Genomic DNA, 18,168 nt, shown 5'->3' with positions numbered 1-18,168 from the left:
TCCTGACTGTCGTTAGCAAGGTATCGCCATGGCGGCGAGTGATGAGCCCAGCATAGTCCCGCGAGGTGTGCTGCCGATGAGGCTCTGTGAAGTCAGTGTGAAGCCGCCCCCTCTTTTTACCCATGAAAAAGGGGAGCCATGGCTCCCCTTCAATCACCTTGCAACGCAGGCTTATTTCTTGCCCGGGTTGTCCCAGATCCCCTCTTCCAGCTGGCTGCGCAGCTCCGGGTATTTGTTGGCATCGAAGGTCGGCACGCGGCCCACCTTGAGCTGGTCGTTGTAGTCCTTGGCCAGCTTGATGGCGACGCCGGAGAGCAGCAGGATGGCCACCAGGTTGACGATGGCCATCAGCCCCATGGAGACATCCGCCAGAGCCCACACGGTCGGCAGTTCGCCCACGGATCCGAACATCACCATGCCCAGCACGAACATCCGGAACAGCATCAGGCCACCCTTGTGGTTGTGCTCGAGGAACACCAGGTTGGTCTCCGCATAGGAGTAGTTCGCCACGATGGAGGTGAAGGCGAAGAAGAAGATGGCTGCTGCGATGAAGATGTTGCCACCGCCGCCCACCTGGGAAGAGAGCGCGCGCTGGGTCAGCTCGACACCGGTCACGCCGGAACCCGGCTCGAACTGGCCGGACATCAGGATGATGGCGGCAGTACAGGTACAGATGACGATGGTATCGAGGAAGACCCCCAGCATCTGCACATAACCCTGGGAGGCCGGGTGCGGCGGATAGGGGGTGGCGGTGGCGGCAGCATTGGGGGCAGAGCCCATGCCCGCCTCGTTGGAGAAGAGGCCGCGCTTGATGCCGTTGATCATCGCCTGGGAGATGGCATAGCCCATGGCGCCGGAACCTGCCTGCTCGATGCCGAACGCAGACTTGATGATGAGGGCGAAGATACTCGGCAGCTCGCTGATGTTCATGAACACCACGAACAGCGCCATCAGGATGTAGGCCAGTGCCATGAAGGGCACCACCAGCTCGGCAAAGCGGGCGATGCCACGAATGCCGCCGAAGATGATGAGACCGGAGAGCACCACCAGGGCCAGACCGCTCACCCAGTCAGGGATGCCGAAGGCGACGTTCATGGCCAGGCTGATGGAGTTGGCCTGCACCGCGTTGAACACCAGACCGAAGGCCAGCAGCAGGCAGAGGGAGAAGACCACCCCCATCCAGCGCATGCCGAGGCCGCGCTCCATGTAGTAGGCGGGGCCGCCGCGGTAGTTGCCATCCTCATCCTTGACCTTGTAGAGCTGGGCCAGGGTGCTCTCCACGAAGGCGGTGGCCATGCCGATGAAGGCGATCAGCCACATCCAGAAGACGGCGCCAGGGCCACCCAGATAGATGGCGACGGCCACACCGGCCAGATTGCCCGTCCCGACACGGGCCGCCAGGCTGGTACACAGAGCCTGGAAGGAGGAGATGCCGGCGCTGTCGGATTTGCGACTGTTGCGCAGGACCGAGAACATGTGGCCGAAGTGGCGGATCTGGATAAAGCCCAGGCGGAAGGTAAAGAAGATACCGACCCCGATCAGCAGGTAAATGAGCACGGCTCCCCACATCAGGTCGTTAATCATTGCAATCAAGGTGTCCATAATTCTCTCGTTGTTATCACATCCATGGCCAGTCTGCGCTGACCGCTCTCTGTCAATTTCCGAACCAGCATTGCGCCGAAGGGGCGGAATCTAGCATAGCGAGGGAATTCAGAATAGTGACAGGGCTCACTGGGGAGACAAAAAACGAGCAATTTGATGCAAAAAAGCTTCATTTAGCACGCAATAAATCAACAAAAATTGATGTGCAACCCAGCCCCTCACAAATTAGAGCCAATAGAGAACCATTTTACAACTCATCCCATGGGGGTAAAAACCGCTGAGTGAAACGACATCAGGGAGACAAGCGTTTGCCTCTCATGCCTCATCGGCAAGGGGTTGTAACGCAAAACGTTTTACACGTAATTAAATTTCAAGTAGCTGACAGAACTATTTATGTGACCTCCCGCACAAATTCATGAATCCACCAAAATAATTGCGCTTTTCCATGTCGGAGCCAGCCGCCACACCATTAATAAAACTCGTTTTTTATCAAACACTTTCACCCGACAGCCGGTACCGCTTTCACCACCTGGCTGATTCGCATACAAGCCCCCCTATTGCAGGATGCGCCACATCCGTATTAATTAGGCAGGCAATGACGATGGGGCCTGCCCATCGCCCCTTTCTGAGCCTGAGCCGCCGGGATCTTGTAATTTAATTTCAGAACTGCCGTCTCATGCCCGCCACCCTGGGATTGCTCCCTCATAAAGAGATGATATTTGCCATGGCCGATAAATTGACCCAGCTGAAAGCCCTGACCACAGTGGTTGCCGATACCGGCGACATCGAAGCCATCAAGCGCTACCAGCCCATCGATGCCACCACCAACCCCTCTCTGGTACTCAAGGCCTCCGAGATCCCCGAGTACGCAGCCCTGATCCAGGACGCCATTGCCTGGGCCAAATCCCAGAGCCAGGACAAGGCACAGCAAATCATCGACGCAGGCGACAAGCTGGCGGTCAACATCGGCCTCGAAGTGCTGAAAATCGTCCCGGGCCGCATCTCCACCGAAGTGGACGCCCGCCTCTCCTTCGACACCGACGCCAGCATCGCCAAGGCCCGCAAGCTGATCCGCCTCTACAACGAAGCCGGTATCAGCAATGATCGCATCCTGATCAAGCTGGCCTCCACCTGGGAAGGCATCCGTGCCGCCGAGGTGCTGGAGAAAGAGGGTATCCAGTGCAACCTGACCCTGCTGTTCTCCTTCGCCCAGGCTCGTGCCTGTGCCGAAGCCGGTGCCTTCCTCATCTCCCCGTTCGTGGGCCGCATCCTCGACTGGTACAAGGCCAAGAACGGCCGTGATTACACCGCCAGTGAAGATCCGGGCGTGGTCTCCGTCACCGCCATCTACAACTACTACAAGCAGCACGACTACCCGACCGTGGTCATGGGCGCGAGCTTCCGCAACACCGGCGAAATCCTGGAACTGGCCGGCTGCGACCGCCTGACCATTGGCCCCGCTTTGCTGGAAGAGCTGAGCAAGGCCGAAGGCACCGTGGTGCGCAAACTGGACTACACCGGCGAGCGCACAGCCAAACCGGCCCCGATGACCGAAGCCGAATTCCGCTGGGAGCTGAACCAGGACGCCATGGCCGTCGAGAAGCTGGGGGAAGGCATCCGCCTGTTCGCCATCGACCAGGGCAAGCTGGAAACCATGCTGGCAAGCCACCTGTAAGGCCGCTCGCCACACGGCTCTCACAGAGCGAAGTGGCGCTGCAAAAACCGGGCTCCCGAAAGGGCAGCCCGGTTTTTTTGTGCCTGTTTCCGGTTGTCACAACTTCGTCATAAAAACGTTTTATTTTCAAAGGCGTCGTGTTATACGGATGGTGAAAATCATAAAACCAAGGAGGGAGCCATGGACATGTTCAACTTCGATTTTGACGAGGTCGTTGAGCTGGGTTCACGTAGCCGCGGGACAACGGGAAAAAAACGCAAATGGCGTGAGATTGAGGCGCTTAAAGACAAGCACCGCCTGCAAAAGGAGCTGCAGGCCATCGACATCGCCTATGAAGGATCGGACGACCTGGAGCTCTGATACGCCCACGTCGCCCATGTTTCACTCCAGCGAGTGGAGCCATAAAAACAGCGCCCCGGATTGACCGGGGCGCTGTTTTTATGGGTGAACCTCCTGTCAGGCTGCAGGCAGCGAGAGCTGTTTGGCCAGCGCCTGGAAGTGCTGGCTTACCTCCGCTCCGAACAGGGGATCATTGATGGCCCGGTTCTGCCAGAGCTGTTCGAGATGACGCCAGTCATCCTCGGTCAGGGAGTCGCGCAGATGGGGGAAGATGACCCCTTCCTCATAGTTCATGTGCGCCTCCTGCTGCTCGATGAACTGCTCCAGACGGGCCACGAACTGATCCAGCGGGATGACCGCATCCATCAGGATCATCTCCACCATCTCCTTGAGCTCGGTCCCTGCATCCAGCAGACGGGCGTGCTCCTCGTGCAGCCGGTTGGCCACCTCCCCCTCCACCACCCTGTATTTCAGGTAGTAGTCATAAATCATGTCTTCCTTCGGGTGGTGGTACTTGTCGGATACCTCGCGCAGATAATCCACCACATCCCGCAGCAGGAAGTAGCTCACCGGCTGCTCATTGCGAATGGCCGCCAGCTTTTGCTTGAGCAGCGTCAGCAACCGGGTGATGTTGAGGTGGTCCTTATGCAGACTGGATAACATGGGCACTCCTTGCACTGAAATGAGAAAACGTCTGTCTCGAGTATACGGTCATTTATTGCCTGAACTTTGCACTCAATCAAGTCGGATGCAGACAGCGGCTGCACCAGCCTCTCACCACAGGGGGCACAGGGGGCACCATTTCCCCTGTGCATTTTCGGCGTCAGGCCGCCGGATCGGCGCAGACCGAGAGCCAGTCGATGGGACTGCGTCCTTGCTGGACCAGCAGGCGATTGGCCTCGGAGAAGTGGCCGCAACCGATGAAACCGCGATGGGCAGAGAGCGGGCTGGGATGGGGGGCGCTCAGCACATGGTGGCGCGACCGGTCGATGAAGCGCCCTTTCTTCTGGGCATGAGCGCCCCACAGCAGGAAGACGACTCCCTGGCAATGGGCATTGATCCGCTCGATGACCCGATCGGTAAAGGTCTCCCACCCCAGGTGGGCGTGAGAGTGCGCCTGGCCCGCCTGGACCGTCAGCACCGTATTGAGCAGCAGCACTCCCTGTCTGGCCCAGGATTCCAGGAATCCGTGATTGGGTGTGACAAAACCCGGCAGATCCCGCTGCATCTCCTTGTAGATGTTGACGAGGGACGGCGGCGTGCGCACTCCGGGCAAGACGGAGAAACAGAGGCCGTGCGCCTGGTCCGGGCCGTGATAGGGATCCTGCCCCAGGATCACCACCTTGACGTCATCCAGCTCGGTCAGTTTGAAGGCATTGAAGACCTCGGTCGCCGGGGGATAGATCACCTTGCCCGCCTCCCGCTCGGCCCTGACGGTGGCCAGGGTGTCCATGAAATACGCCTGCTCTTTCTCCGAACCAATCACATCTTTCCAGGTCAGCACACCCGTCTCCTCTCGTTGCGAATCCACTCCTTCCATCCTGGCTGGCATGCCAGCCTCTCCCTCTCCCCACTCCCCGCCTTCTGTCCAGCTTGGCACCGCTATCTCCTCGGTCAATAGAGCAAGGGGCTCAGGATAGGGTCCTCGCCCCCAAGACGCAACCGCATGGAGGTCAGGCTCAGCCTGGCCAGCCTGGGAAGTGGCGGCGGCGTTCACGGGCAATGACCGAGGCTGCGTTGACACAGGAATAACAGGACGTTCTTCGGACAGGCCTCATGGGCAGGCCGGTTTTCGCTGACGCCAGAAATAAACCCTAAAGGTGTAGTTAAATTACTAGATATGAATAATAAAAAATGCATAATTCATATATCTTACAAAAACAGAAAAATGATCTGTTTTTGATTCAACTCAATGATTTAATCCCTTTCAATGCACGCAAAATGGGGCTTTATTGATTTGGATCAATTTTCGTAATATTACCGTCGTGGTATATATGGCCCCAACGAAGTAAAGGTGTAAGGCAAGGCCCCGTTAAATCATTCCTTCCAAGAGGTGGTTTAAAAACATCAGGGTAATGTGCTTACCGTTGAATCCGCTTTCCTATGAGGAGTCATACCATGATCAAGGGCATCCAAATCACCCAGTCCGCCAACGCCGCTCTGCTGAACTCTTTCTGGCTGCTGGACGAAGAGAAACAACAGGCTCGCTGCATCTGCGCCAAGGGCGACAGCTTTGCCGCCGATCAGGAAGTCAGCCTCTCCGACCTGGGTCAATTCGAATACCGTGAACTGCCGGTTCAGCAAGAGCCTGTGGTCGAAGGGGGTCAGCACCTGAACGTCAACGTACTGCGCCGCGAAACCCTGGAAGACGCCATCGCCAACCCGGAAAAATACCCGCAGCTCACCATCCGCGTCTCCGGTTACGCCGTGCGTTTCAACGCCCTGACCCCGGAGCAGCAGCGTGACGTGGTCACCCGCACCTTCACCCAGAGCCTGTAAGGCGCCCTGCGTAAAGAGATAAAAAAACGGCCCCCTCGGGCCGTTTTTTCATGGGTGATGATCACCGCCGGAACCTGGCTCAGCTTCGCAGGTCCACCGGCCTTGCCACCACGGGTTTCGCCAGGGCATCCTGCATGGTTGCCTCGTCGAGCTGATCGCAGTAACGGGCCACCACCAGGGTCGCCACCCCGTTGCCGATGAGGTTGGTCAGGGCGCGCGCCTCCGACATGAAGCGATCAATCCCGAGGATCAGCGCCAGCCCGGCCAGCGGCAGATGCCCTACCGCCGAGATGGTGGCTGCCAGCACGATGAAGCCACTCCCCGTGACTCCGGCCGCCCCCTTGGAGGAGATAAGCAGCACCACCAGCAGGGTGAGCTGATGGAACAGGTCCAGCGGGGTGTTGGTCGCCTGGGCGATGAAGACGGCGGCCATGGTCAGATAGATGGAGGTGCCGTCCAGGTTGAATGAGTAACCGGTCGGGATCACCAGACCCACCACCGATTTCTTGCAGCCCAGCGCCTCCATTTTCACCAGCATGCGCGGCAATACGGATTCCGACGAGGATGTTCCGAGCACGATCAACAGCTCTTCCCGGATATAGGCAATAAAGCGCACAATGCTGAAGCCATTGGCTTTGGCGATACTGCCGAGCACCAGGAAAATAAACAGCAGGCAGGTCAGGTAGAAGCTTGCAATTAATTGCCCCAGCTGCACCAAAGAACCAATACCGTATTTCCCTATGGTGAAAGCCATGGCACCAAATGCCCCGATCGGCGCCAGTTTCATGATCATGTTGATGATGCCGAAAATAACCTGGGAGAAACCATCGATGATATTGAAGATGGGTTTTCCCTTCTCCCCGATATGATGCAGGGAAAATCCGAACAGGACGGCAAACAGCAACACCTGGAGTATATTGCCGCCGGCAAAGGCACCGATGACGCTGGCCGGTATCACATCCAGCAGGAAGGGAATTATCCCCTGGGACTGGGCCTGATCCGCATAGACGGAGATGGCGCTGGCGTCGAGTGAGGAGGGATCCACGTTCATACCGGCCCCGGGCTGCAGCACGTTGACCACGCACAGACCGATGATCAGGGCCAGGGTGCTCACCACTTCAAAATAGATCAGCGCAATGGCACCGGTTTTGCCCACCGCCTTCATGCTTTCCATGCCGGCAATGCCGGTGACCACGGTACAGAAAATGACGGGGGCGATGATCATCTTGATTAATTTAACGAAGCCATCACCAAGGGGTTTCATATCTGCGCCCAGACTCGGATAGACATGTCCCAGACATATTCCGATGGTGATTGCCAATATCACCTGAAAATAGAGGCTACTGACAATTTTCTTGTGCATGTTCAACGTCCTGTTAATAAGTGTGACTCCACTGACAGCAAATAACGCATGCAGCAGTCTGCGGCGAGAAATAGGGTTATCTCACCCGCTTCATACCTTTTTGCCATCCTGACGGTCGCTACTTTTGCATGTCATAAGAAGCAAATAAGAGACATCAATCACACAATATATTTAACATCATTAACACCACGGAAACATGGTCGCAATGGACGCCGAAGAGCACCAAATGAAAATGACGGAAATAAAAATGCCCCGCATGGCGGGGCATTTTTGATAGTAGAAATCGCGATCAGGCGGAGGTATCGAGGGGCTCGAAGCCCTTGACGAGATCGTCGATGGCCTTCATCTGCTTGAGGAAGCCTTCCAGCTTCTCCAGCGGCAGAGCGCTCGGGCCGTCGCAGCGGGCAATTTTCGGATCCGGGTGGGATTCGATAAAGAGACCGGCGAGGCCCACCGCCATGCCGGCACGGGCTAGCTCGGTCACCTGCTCGCGGCGACCGCCGGAGGCCGCTCCCAGGGGATCACGGCACTGCAGGGAGTGGGTGACGTCAAAGATGACCGGATAGCCGCCGGTGCTCTTCTTCATGACGCCCAGACCCAGCATGTCCACCACCAGGTTGTCATAGCCGAAGTTGGCACCACGCTCGCAGAGGATCAGGCGATCGTTGCCACACTCCTCGAACTTGTCGGTGATGTTCTTCATCTGGCTTGGGCTCAGGAATTGCGGCTTCTTGATGTTGATGACGTTGCCGGTGCGGGCCATGGCCTCCACCAGATCGGTCTGGCGCGCCAGGAAGGCGGGCAGCTGGATGACGTCGACCACCTCGGCGACCGGTTTGGCCTGATGGGGCTCATGCAGATCGGAGATCACCGGCATGCCGAAGGTCGCTTTCAGCTCCTGGAAGATCTTCATCCCCTCTTCCAGACCCGGGCCGCGATAGGAGTGGATGGAGGAGCGGTTGGCCTTGTCCCAGCTCGCCTTGAACACGAACGGGATGCCGAGCTTGCTGGTCACTTCCACGTACTTCTCGCACACCGCCATCGCCATGTCGCGGGATTCCAGCACGTTCATGCCGCCGAACAGCACGAAAGGTTTGTCGTTGGCGACGTCGATCTGGTTGACCTTGATATTCTTCTGTTCCATCTCAGGGATCCTTAATGGAGGGGCTTGGGACTGAGGTCCAGGGTGGCCAGCTGGGTTTTCAGCACATCGGCCACGGGATCATCAGGGCATTGTTCAATAAAGTATTCGAAATCGTCGGCGGCAAAGCGCGGGCAATCGAGTTGCTCATAGATGAAGCCCCGATCCCGCGTCTCCAGCGGATCGCCGGGCTTCATGCGCAGCAGCAGCTCGCTGCAGCGCAACGCCTCCGTCATGCGCTCCTCGCGCAGCAGGGCGCCCTTGCTTACATTGAGCAAGCGCTCGATGATCTCCCACTGCCCCGATGGCTGCAGATGATCATCGCTCAGACTCGCCAGGTTGCCGAGGGCACCGCGCAGCAGCAGTTCGATGCGGTGCCGGCTCAGTTCATCACCGTTGAAGGGGTCCACATAGACCTCCCCGTCCAGACCGGCAAAACTCAGGAGGAAATGGCCGGGGAAGCAGATCCCCTCCACATCCAGCCCTATCTTGCGACCCAGCTGGATGAGGAGGATGCCGAGACTGACCGGGATCCCCTTGCGCCTTGCCAGCACCTGGTCCAGATCGCAGTTGGCGGACGAGAAGTAATCCTGCCAGTCGCCACGAAAGCCCAGGGTCTGGTAGAAACCCTGCAACAGCTGACGGCGCACCTCGTCGCAGTCTCCCTCGGCAATCGTCTCGTCCAGCCAGGCATCGAGGCGGGCAAGCTCGGCCTCTCCCGTGCCGCCATGGCCCCGGATCTCGTCGCTCACCGACAGCGCCAGCTCGGCCAGATCGTGAGCCTCGAAGTCGGTCCACTCATCCACACGTATCATCGTCATCCTTCCTAGCCGAACAGGCTGGCCTGCTTTTGCACCGCAAGCTTGGCGATAAAGAAGATCCACCCCAGTGCGCCCAGGAAGGCAAACCAGCGGATGCCGTTGCTGCGGGCCAGACGCAGCGCCATCATGGCCAGAAAGGCCACCACCAGGATGGATGTCAGCTTCTCGGCCAGCCAGGGGATGGCGTTGTTGAGGGGGTTGAGACCCAGCACCATGCAGAGCAGCACACCGGAGAGCACCACCAGGCCGTTGAGCCAGCCGCTGATCTTGAGGGTGCGGGCGCCCCCTGCCAGCGTGGAGCCGGTCTGCAACCAGTAAAAGCGCAGGATAAACATCAGCACGGCCCCGGCAATCAGGGTGAGGTGCAGATGCTTGAGAACAACATACATAAGATTTCCTTGAACAGGGGCAGACCGGGCCGCCCGTCATATCACTGAGCCAGGCGCCCCAGGGTCACCCGCTCGTTATCACCGTAATCGCGCACGGTTTCCACCTGGACGTAGCCTTGTTGCAGCAGGAGTTGACGCACCGCCTCCCCCTGATCCCAGCCGTGTTCCAGCAACAGCCAGCCACCTGGCACCAGATGGCCGGGCGCCTGGGTGACGATGAGGCGGATATCCGCCAGCCCCTGCTCCTCCGCCACCAGGGCGGAGCGCGGCTCGAAGCGCACGTCCCCCTCGTGAAGATGGGGGTCCGTCCCGTCGATGTAAGGCGGGTTGGAGACGATCATCGCAAAGCGCGGTGCATCCGAGAGCGGCGCAAACCAGCTGCCGTCGCGCACCTCGATGGGCAACCTCAGGGCTGCGCTGTTGGTGCGGGCCAACGCGGCCGCGGCCGGCATCCTGTCCACCGCCCATACATCGGCATCCGGTCGCTCAGACTTGAGCGCAAGGGCGATGGCACCGGTGCCCGTGCCCAGATCCAGCAGGGCGCAGGGGCCACCCGGCAGGCGGGCCAGCGCCTGTTCCACCAGCACCTCGGTATCGGGGCGCGGGATCAGGGTGGCCGGGCTCACTTTCAGCGGCAGCGACCAGAACTCCCGCTCACCGATGAGGTGGGCAATGGGCTCTCCATTGAGGCGACGGGCAAGCCAGCCCGCCAGGGTCGCCTGCTGGGCGGCATCGAGCTCGTGCTCCGGCCAGGTCATCAGATAGCTGCGCCGGCAATCCAGCAGATGACAGAGCAGGGCATCGGCGTCGGCACGGGGGGATTCCCCGGAGGCCAGGGTCGCCATGATATGGGCACGAGCCTGCTGGATCTGCATCAGTTGCTCTCGGCCAGGGAGGCGAGCTGATCCGCCTGATACTCCTGCACCAGGGGGGTGATCACGCAGTCCAGATCCCCTTCCAGGATTTCGCCCAGACGATAGAGGGTGAGGTTGATCCGGTGCTCGGAGAGACGCCCCTGGGGATAGTTGTAGGTGCGGATGCGCTCGGAGCGATCCCCGGAGCCCACCAGGTTGCGGCGGGTACTCTGCTCGGCGGCGCGGTGGCGTTCGTCCTCGGCCGCCTGCAGGCGAGCGGAGAGCACCGACATCGCCTTGGCACGGTTCTTGTGCTGGGAGCGCTCGTCCTGGCACTCCACCACCAGCCCGGTGGGCAGGTGGGTGATGCGGATGGCGGAGTCGGTCTTGTTGACGTGCTGGCCGCCGGCACCGGAGGCGCGGAAGGTGTCGATCTTCAGCTCGGAGGGGTTGATCTCCACCTGCTCGGCTTCCGGCACTTCCGGCAGCACGGCCACGGTACAGGCGGAGGTGTGCACCCGGCCCTGGGATTCGGTCTCGGGGACTCGCTGCACCCGGTGGCCGCCGGACTCGAACTTGAGGCGGCCGTAGACGTGCTCGCCGTCCACCTTAGCGATCACCTCCTTGTAGCCACCGTGTTCGCCGTCATTGCAGCTGACGATGGAGACACGCCACCCCTGACGCTCGGCGTAGCGGGAGTACATGCGGAACAGATCCCCCGCGAAAATGGCCGCCTCGTCGCCACCGGCACCGGCGCGGATTTCCAGATAGCAGTTGTTGTCATCCTTGGGGTCGCGCGGCAACAGCATCACCTGAAGCGCCTGCTCCTGCTCCTCGAAGGTCGCCTTGGCGAGCGGCAGTTCCTCCTGCGCCATCTCCCGCAGCTCGGCATCCTCTTCCTCCAGCATCAGCCGGGTGGTCTCGAGGTTCTCTTCGGCCTGGCGGAAACGCTGGAAGGCGTGAACGATATCTTCCAGCTGGGCGTATTCCCGGGTCAGGGCGCGGTATCTGTCCTGATCCGAGGCGACCCCGGGCTCCCCGAGCAGGGCCTGTACTTCTTCATGGCGCTCGATGAGGCCTTCCAGCTTTCTGATCAATGAGGGGTTCATGACTCTTGGATTCTCGATGGAGGACGGGACGGCAAAGGGCCGTCCCAACACTATGATTCTTGTGACAATCCCAGCACCTGACGCAGTTGGGCCAGCTTGTGGCTGTCCCCCTGGGCGGCGGCCTGGCGCAGGGCCTGGGTCGGTGCGTGGATCAGCTTGTTGGTGAGGCGATGGGCCATGGCCTTGAGCGCCTGCTCGGCATTTTCACCCTGTTGCAGGGCCAGCAGGGCCCGCTGCAACTCTTCGTCCGCGACCTGCTGTGACTGATGGCGATAATCGCGAATGAGATCCACCGAGTGCTGGCTGCGATACCAGCCCATGAACTCGTCGCGCTCTTCCTGCACGATGAGTTCCGCCTCGGCGGCCGCCCGCTTGCGGGTCTCCAGGTTCTGCTCGATGATGCCCTGCAGATCGTCCACCGTGTAGAGATAGGCATCGGAGAGCTCGTCCACCTCGGCTTCGATGTCGCGGGGCACGGCGATGTCCACCAGGAACATGGGCTTGAAGCGACGCGCCTTGAGCGCCCGCTCCACCATGCCCTTGCCGATGATGGGCAGGGGGCTTGCCGTGGAGCTGATGACGATGTCCGCCTCGTGCAGGTAGTCCGGGATCTCCTCCAGGGTCATTACCTGGGCACCGAACTCCTCTGCCAGCAACTGGGCCCGTTGCAGGGTGCGGTTCGCCACCATCATCCGGGTCACGCTCTGCTCGCGCAGATGGCGGGCCACCAGTTCGATGGTTTCGCCGGCGCCCACCAGCAGCACTTTGGTCTGGGAGAGATCGGAGAAGATACGGCGGGCCAAGCTCACGGCGGCGAAGGCCACCGACACCGCGCTGGCGCCGATCTCGGTGTCAGTGCGCACCCGTTTGGCCACCGAGAAGGATTTCTGGAACAGGCGCTCCAGGGATCCTTTCACCGCATCCGCCTGCTGGGCGTGGGCGTAGGATTGCTTGATCTGCCCCAGGATCTGCGGCTCCCCGAGCACCAGGGAGTCGAGGCCGCAGGCCACCCGCATCAGGTGTCGCACCGCTTCCTCGTCCTGGTGCCGGTAGATGGCGGAGAGCACCTCGCTCGCCTCCAGCGCGTGGAACCGCTGCAACCAGTTCAGCACCTGCTCCCCCTGCCCCTGCTCCAGGCTGCAATAGAGCTCGGTGCGGTTGCAGGTGGAGACGATCACCGCCTCGCTGACGCCAGGCTGCTCCACCAGCTCACGCAGGGCGCGATCGATGCGGTCCGGGCCAAAGGCGACCCGCTCCCGCAAGGCGACACTGGCGGTGTTGTGGTTGATTCCGAGGGCAAGCAGACTCATGGGTGGGTGATGATCGTTTCATGCACAGGGTGTAGAGGCCGACAATTGTACGAGAAAGGGTAAGTCTTTAAAAGCAATACGGCCGCCCCTTATACTGTCGCAAACCTCATCTGCGGAGCTCCACCTTGTTGTTGCGTATCTTCTCCCTCGCCTGCCTGCTGGTGCTGGCGGGCTGTACCACCACCCAACCCCAGCGGGATCAGGTCAACTGGCAGCAGGAGCGCGCCCGCCTCGAACGCCTCACACACTGGCAGTTGTCGGGCAAGATGGCCATCATCACCGCCCGCCAGAAGGGCAGCGCCCGCCTCAACTGGCAGCAAAACGGCGACGACTATCGCCTCAACCTCACCAGCCTCATCGGCACCCATATTCTGGAACTCTCCCGCACCGGCGGCGAGGTGACTCTGCTCGACAACGACGGGAAACAGCACCAGAGCCAGGATGCCGAGCTCCTGGTCTATCAGCTCACCGGCTGGCACATTCCGGTGGCCGGGCTGCCTGAGTGGATCAAGGGATTGCCGGGGCAGGCCGAATTCGAGCTCAACCCCGATGCCAGCCTCGCCAGCGTGCGCGACGGCCAGTGGCAGATCGTCTACGGGGACTATCGGGATCAGGACGGCTATCGCCTGCCCCACCTGCTCACCATGACCGGGCAGGAGAGCCGTCTCAAGCTGCAGATCAACGAGTGGACCCTGGCACCATGATGCACGACCAGGCGCCGATCCGCTGGCCCGCCCCGGCCAAGCTCAACCTCTTCCTGCACGTCAATGGCCGCCGCCCCGATGGCTACCACGAACTGCAGACCCTCTTCATCTTCCTCAACCACGGCGACTGGCTCGAATTCGAGCCGATCCCCGGCAGCGACCAGCTCACCTTGAGCCCGGCCATTCCCGGCGTGCCCGATGAACAGAACCTCATCATCCGGGCTGCGCGACTGTTGCAGAGCCGGTTGGCCAGTCCGCAGGGAGCCCATATCCGGCTGGAGAAGGTACTGCCCATGGGCGGTGGCATCGGGGGCGGCTCGTCGGACGCGGCCACCACCCTCGTGGCCTTGAACCACCTCTGGCAAGCCGGCTTGAGTGAAGACGAGCTGGCCGAGCTCGGCGTGCAGTTGGGCGCCGACGTGCCGGTGTTCGTGCGGGGCAAGGCCGCCTTCGCCGAAGGCGTGGGGGAGCGGTTGCAACAGATCGAGGTGCCGGATGCCTGGTACCTGGTACTCAAGCCGGATTGCCATGTGGCCACCGCCGCCGTGTTCCAGGATCCCGACCTGCCCCGCAACACCCCCAAGATGACCCTGGACAATCTGCTGGCAGGAGAGTGGAAAAACGATTGCGAGCTGCTGGTGAAAAAGCGCCACCCCGAGGTTGCCAATGCGCTCGGCTGGTTGCTAGAATACGCGCCGTCAAGAATGACGGGCACTGGCGCCTGCGTCTTTGCTCGATTTGAAGACGAAATGGCTGCTCGGAAGGTGTTGGCAAGAGTGCCGGAAGGCTGGGATGGGTTTGTCGCCAAGGGCGAGAACATATCACCACTCTTCGTCACTTTGCAACAAGTGAGTGATTGGGGTATCGCCAAGCGGTAAGGCAGCGGGTTTTGATCTCGCCATTCCTAGGTTCGAATCCTAGTACCCCAGCCAACTCTCTCCTTGTTGAGGCCGTATCGGGAGGTGTTGACCTCGTCGATGTGTCTTGGGCCAATCTGACGCGATGGCGCTCAAGGTGGATTCCCGTCCACCCACCCTGCGGGTGATGAGACGCCATCCTCGACATCGCCCAGAGACCTTGTCCGTCATCTTGCTAAATCGTTTGCCCCCAAACGATACGGGTCTAAAATCAGACTCCCCACATACTGGATGCAACCCCGAGGTTTCAAACCGTGCCTGACATGAAGCTGTTTGCTGGTAACGCAACGCCGGAACTAGCCCAGAAGATCGCAGATCGCCTGTTTATCAAACTCGGCAATGCTGCCGTAGGTCGCTTTAGCGACGGCGAGATCAGCGTACAGATCAACGAGAATGTACGCGGTGGCGATATCTTCATCATTCAATCCACCTGTGCCCCGACCAACGACAATTTGATGGAATTGATCGTCATGGTGGATGCACTGCGTCGTGCTTCAGCTGGCCGTATCACTGCCGTTATCCCCTACTTTGGCTATGCCCGTCAGGACCGCCGCGTCCGCTCCGCCCGTGTGCCCATCACCGCCAAGGTCGTCGCCGACTTCCTCTCCAGCGTGGGTGTGGACCGTGTGCTGACCGTTGACCTGCATGCCGAGCAGATCCAGGGCTTCTTCGACGTCCCCGTCGACAACGTGTTCGGCAGCCCGGTGCTGCTGGAAGACATGAAGGCCAAGAACCTCGAATCCCCCGTGGTCGTGTCACCGGACATCGGCGGCGTGGTCCGTGCCCGTGCCATCGCCAAGCTGCTGGACGACACCGACATCGCCATCATCGACAAGCGTCGTCCCCGTCCGAACGTCTCCCAGGTCATGCACCTTATCGGCGACGTGGCCGGTCGTGACTGCGTCATCGTCGACGACATGATCGACACCGGCGGCACCCTGTGCAAGGCGGCCGAAGCGCTGAAAGAGCGTGGTGCCAAGCGCGTGTTCGCCTATGCGACCCACCCTGTCTTCTCCGGCACCGCCGTTGAAAACATCAAGAATTCGGTCATCGACGAGCTGATCATCACCGACTCCATCCCGCTCACCCCGGAGATGAAGGCAGTCGGCAAGGTCAAGCAGCTGACCCTCTCCTCCGTGCTGGCCGAAGCGATTCGCCGCATCAGCAACGAAGAGTCCATCTCTGCCATGTTCGAGCATTGATAGACCCTGTTGTGACAAAAACCGCCGAATGGCGGTTTTTGTTTTTTGGGTGCCTGGCGCCAGCCGCCAGCCTCCACTCGGCAAGAGACGAAAACCTCGGACGAGCCACCCCACCCGAGCCCTTCTGTCCGGCTTTTCCCCGACCTTGCCGCACTTTGGTTGAGTGATCGCCACTCGGCGGCTAGAATATTGCGTCCCATTGCCCCGGGTCATCCGCCCATGGCAAGTAGCGAGTGAAGACATCAAGCGTGACAAGTCAAATCAAACTGATTGTCGGGCTGGGTAATCCCGGCCCCGAATATGCCAAGACCCGCCACAATGCGGGCGCCTGGTATGTGGAGCAACTGGCACGCTGGCACAATGTCAGCCTGCGCGAAGAGCCCAAGTTCTTCGGCCACACCGCCCGCTTCCTGGTGGACGGGCAGGATGTGCGGCTGCTCATCCCGAACACCTACATGAATCTCTCCGGCAAGGCCGTGGCGGCGCTCGCGCGCTTCTACCAGATCGCCCCGGAGGAGATCCTGGTGGCCCACGACGAGCTGGACCTGCCTCCCGGCATCGCCAAGTTCAAGCAAGGGGGCGGTCACGGCGGCCATAACGGCCTCAAGGACATCATCGCCAGGATGGGCAACAACAATAACTTCTTCCGGCTGCGCCTTGGCATCGGCCATCCGGGCGCCAAGGAGCTGGTCGCCGGTTTCGTGCTGACCAAGGCGCCCAGCAGTGAGCAGAGTCTGATCGAGGCCGCGCTGGACGAATCCCTGCGCGCCACCGACATCCTGTTCAAGCAGGACATGACCAAGGCCATGAATCGCCTGCACAGTTTCAAGGCCGAGAAAGTCTAGGCCTTCAGCCTGCATCGCCAGGCAGTTCAAGATGACCGGCCCCCTGGCGAGATCCCTCGCCTCGGGGTCAAGCAACACGACACGGGCCGCCCGCGCGGCCCCTTGAAGCATCCATCAACAAGGTAACAATCCATGGGTTTTAAATGCGGTATCGTGGGCCTGCCCAATGTAGGCAAATCCACCCTGTTCAATGCGCTGACCAAGGCCGGCATCGAAGCCGCCAACTTCCCGTTCTGCACCATTGAGCCGAACACGGGTGTGGTCCCCATGCCGGATCCCCGCCTCGACCAGCTGGCGGCCATCATCAATCCGCAGCGTGTCGTGCCGACCACCATGGAGTTCGTGGACATCGCCGGCCTGGTGGCCGGTGCCTCCAAGGGCGAAGGCCTGGGCAACCAGTTCCTGGCCAACATCCGTGAAACCGAAGCCATCGGTCACGTGGTGCGCTGCTTCGAGGACGAGAACATCGTCCACGTGGCGGGCAAGGTCTCCCCGGCCGACGACATCGAGGTGATCAACACCGAGCTGGCCCTCTCCGACCTGGATGCCTGCGAGCGCGCCATCAATCGCCAGTCCAAGCGTGCCAAGGGCGGCGACAAGGATGCCAAGCTTGAAGTGGAAGTGCTGGAGAAGATCAAGGTTGCCCTGGAAAACGGCCAGATGATCCGCGGCATGAAGCTGGACAAGGATGAGCTGGACGCCGTCAGCCACCTCAACTTCCTGACCCTCAAACCCACCATGTACATCGCCAACGTGGCGGAAGATGGCTTCGAGAATAACCCCTACCTGGATCAGGTCCGTGAGATAGCCGCCGCCGAGAACGCCGTTGTCGTGGTCGTCTGCTGCGCCATCGAGGCGGACATCGCCGAGCTGGACGACGAAGACCGCGCCGAGTTCATGGCGGATCTGGGCATCGAGGAGCCGGGCCTGAACCGGGTGATCCGCTCCGGATACGAGCTGCTCAAGTTGCAGACCTACTTCACCGCCGGTGTGAAAGAAGTGCGCGCCTGGACCATTCCCGTAGGTGCCACCGCCCCGCAGGCCGCTGGCAAGATCCACACCGACTTCGAAAAAGGCTTTATTCGCGCCCAGACCATCGCCTTCGACGACTTTATCACCTACAAGGGTGAGCAAGGCGCCAAGGAAGCAGGCAAGATGCGCGCGGAAGGGAAAGACTACATCGTCAAGGATGGCGATATCATGAACTTCCTGTTCAACGTCTAACCCCATGAGAGGCCAGCATTTGCTGGCCTCTTTTTTATCTGGCCAGAGGCGCGATCTGGGTGCGAATGTCGTAAAAAAAACCAGATTGTTGGGCTTTTGCACGACAGCGGCCAATAACTCGCCAAACGCACCCAAATTCGTTTTTTCAAACAAAAAAAGGGTTGACGCCCCAGA

18 protein-coding genes and 1 tRNA gene are annotated in these 18,168 nt (G+C 60.3%); 9 read left to right on the top strand and 10 right to left on the bottom strand.

Annotation, left to right across the window (positions count from 1 at the left end; genetic code table 11):
- Positions 1-171: 171 nt before the first annotated feature.
- Positions 172-1,602 carry an alanine/glycine:cation symporter family protein gene (locus AB7E19_RS17675; RefSeq protein WP_042880806.1) on the bottom strand — a complete coding sequence of 477 codons (1,431 nt, stop codon included), beginning with the start codon at positions 1,600-1,602 and terminating at the stop codon, positions 172-174.
- Positions 1,603-2,326: 724 nt separating this feature from the next.
- On the opposite strand from AB7E19_RS17675, the gene tal reads away from it, so the two are divergent.
- Together tal and AB7E19_RS17665 are read left to right on the top strand one after the other, a co-directional pair.
- On the top strand, positions 2,327-3,277 hold the full coding sequence (tal, locus tag AB7E19_RS17670) for a transaldolase (protein ID WP_010673859.1): 951 nt from the start codon (positions 2,327-2,329) through the stop codon (positions 3,275-3,277).
- A 180-nt stretch (positions 3,278-3,457) separates the two neighbouring features.
- Entirely contained in the window at positions 3,458-3,637 is a 180-nt protein-coding gene (locus AB7E19_RS17665) for a DUF3545 family protein (RefSeq protein WP_010673858.1), read from the top strand.
- Positions 3,638-3,733: 96 nt separating this feature from the next.
- Here AB7E19_RS17665 and AB7E19_RS17660 read toward each other — a convergent pair whose 3' ends face one another.
- Positions 3,734-4,279 (bottom strand): hemerythrin domain-containing protein, encoded by a 546-nt coding sequence (locus AB7E19_RS17660; protein ID WP_041212588.1) that lies wholly within the window; start codon positions 4,277-4,279, stop codon positions 3,734-3,736.
- Positions 4,280-4,439: 160 nt separating this feature from the next.
- Positions 4,440-5,120, bottom strand: a complete 681-nt coding sequence (ung, locus tag AB7E19_RS17655) for a uracil-DNA glycosylase (RefSeq protein ID WP_324033269.1) — start codon at positions 5,118-5,120, stop codon at positions 4,440-4,442.
- 614 nt (positions 5,121-5,734) lie between these two features.
- Between ung and grcA the strand changes: the two genes are divergently transcribed.
- The gene (grcA, locus tag AB7E19_RS17650; protein WP_010673855.1) at positions 5,735-6,115 is read left to right on the top strand and encodes an autonomous glycyl radical cofactor GrcA; all 381 of its coding nucleotides are present in this window, start codon (positions 5,735-5,737) and stop codon (positions 6,113-6,115) included.
- 79 nt (positions 6,116-6,194) lie between these two features.
- Here grcA and AB7E19_RS17645 read toward each other — a convergent pair whose 3' ends face one another.
- The 7 genes from AB7E19_RS17645 to hemA form a co-directional block, all read right to left on the bottom strand.
- Positions 6,195-7,478 carry a dicarboxylate/amino acid:cation symporter gene (locus AB7E19_RS17645; protein ID WP_041212586.1) on the bottom strand — a complete coding sequence of 428 codons (1,284 nt, stop codon included), beginning with the start codon at positions 7,476-7,478 and terminating at the stop codon, positions 6,195-6,197.
- Between the two features lie 289 nt (positions 7,479-7,767).
- On the bottom strand, positions 7,768-8,622 hold the full coding sequence (kdsA, locus tag AB7E19_RS17640; RefSeq protein ID WP_039039605.1) for a 3-deoxy-8-phosphooctulonate synthase: 855 nt from the start codon (positions 8,620-8,622) through the stop codon (positions 7,768-7,770).
- Positions 8,623-8,633: 11 nt separating this feature from the next.
- Positions 8,634-9,434, bottom strand: coding sequence for a SirB1 family protein (locus AB7E19_RS17635; protein ID WP_041212584.1), 801 nt, complete (start codon positions 9,432-9,434; stop codon positions 8,634-8,636).
- A gap of 11 nt (positions 9,435-9,445) precedes the next feature.
- Positions 9,446-9,829 (bottom strand): SirB2 family protein, encoded by a 384-nt coding sequence (locus AB7E19_RS17630; protein ID WP_319884319.1) that lies wholly within the window; start codon positions 9,827-9,829, stop codon positions 9,446-9,448.
- Between the two features lie 41 nt (positions 9,830-9,870).
- Entirely contained in the window at positions 9,871-10,704 is an 834-nt protein-coding gene (gene prmC, locus AB7E19_RS17625; RefSeq protein ID WP_427936078.1) for a peptide chain release factor N(5)-glutamine methyltransferase, read from the bottom strand.
- Positions 10,704-11,792 (bottom strand): peptide chain release factor 1, encoded by a 1,089-nt coding sequence (gene prfA / locus AB7E19_RS17620; RefSeq protein WP_045525559.1) that lies wholly within the window; start codon positions 11,790-11,792, stop codon positions 10,704-10,706. Before prfA ends, prmC begins: the two co-directional genes overlap by 1 nt.
- A 50-nt stretch (positions 11,793-11,842) precedes the next feature.
- Positions 11,843-13,102: a glutamyl-tRNA reductase gene (gene hemA, locus AB7E19_RS17615; protein WP_041212583.1), complete on the bottom strand. Its 1,260-nt coding sequence runs from the start codon at positions 13,100-13,102 to the stop codon at positions 11,843-11,845.
- A 125-nt stretch (positions 13,103-13,227) separates the two neighbouring features.
- Between hemA and lolB the strand changes: the two genes are divergently transcribed.
- From lolB to ychF, 6 genes are all read left to right on the top strand, one after another.
- The gene (gene lolB, locus AB7E19_RS17610) at positions 13,228-13,806 is read left to right on the top strand and encodes a lipoprotein insertase outer membrane protein LolB (protein ID WP_039039599.1); all 579 of its coding nucleotides are present in this window, start codon (positions 13,228-13,230) and stop codon (positions 13,804-13,806) included.
- Positions 13,806-14,684 carry a 4-(cytidine 5'-diphospho)-2-C-methyl-D-erythritol kinase gene (gene ispE, locus AB7E19_RS17605; protein WP_103244666.1) on the top strand — a complete coding sequence of 293 codons (879 nt, stop codon included), beginning with the start codon at positions 13,806-13,808 and terminating at the stop codon, positions 14,682-14,684. Before lolB ends, ispE begins: the two co-directional genes overlap by 1 nt.
- Positions 14,664-14,738: transfer RNA gene (locus AB7E19_RS17600), tRNA-Gln, on the top strand. The genes ispE and AB7E19_RS17600 overlap by 21 nt, the downstream gene beginning before the upstream one ends.
- Positions 14,739-14,977: 239 nt before the next feature.
- Positions 14,978-15,925: a ribose-phosphate pyrophosphokinase gene (locus AB7E19_RS17595; RefSeq protein WP_010673845.1), complete on the top strand. Its 948-nt coding sequence runs from the start codon at positions 14,978-14,980 to the stop codon at positions 15,923-15,925.
- Positions 15,926-16,173: 248 nt separating this feature from the next.
- On the top strand, positions 16,174-16,770 hold the full coding sequence (pth, locus tag AB7E19_RS17590) for an aminoacyl-tRNA hydrolase (RefSeq protein ID WP_041215615.1): 597 nt from the start codon (positions 16,174-16,176) through the stop codon (positions 16,768-16,770).
- A gap of 132 nt (positions 16,771-16,902) precedes the next feature.
- On the top strand, positions 16,903-17,994 hold the full coding sequence (gene ychF / locus AB7E19_RS17585; protein WP_010673843.1) for a redox-regulated ATPase YchF: 1,092 nt from the start codon (positions 16,903-16,905) through the stop codon (positions 17,992-17,994).
- The last annotated feature ends 174 nt before the right edge of the window (positions 17,995-18,168 follow it).

This window comes from Aeromonas sp., assembly GCF_050252055.1.
GTDB classification, from domain to species: domain Bacteria; phylum Pseudomonadota; class Gammaproteobacteria; order Enterobacterales; family Aeromonadaceae; genus Aeromonas; species Aeromonas caviae.
Note: the sequence above shows the minus strand (reverse complement) of the source record. Positions and strands in the feature narration are given on the sequence as shown.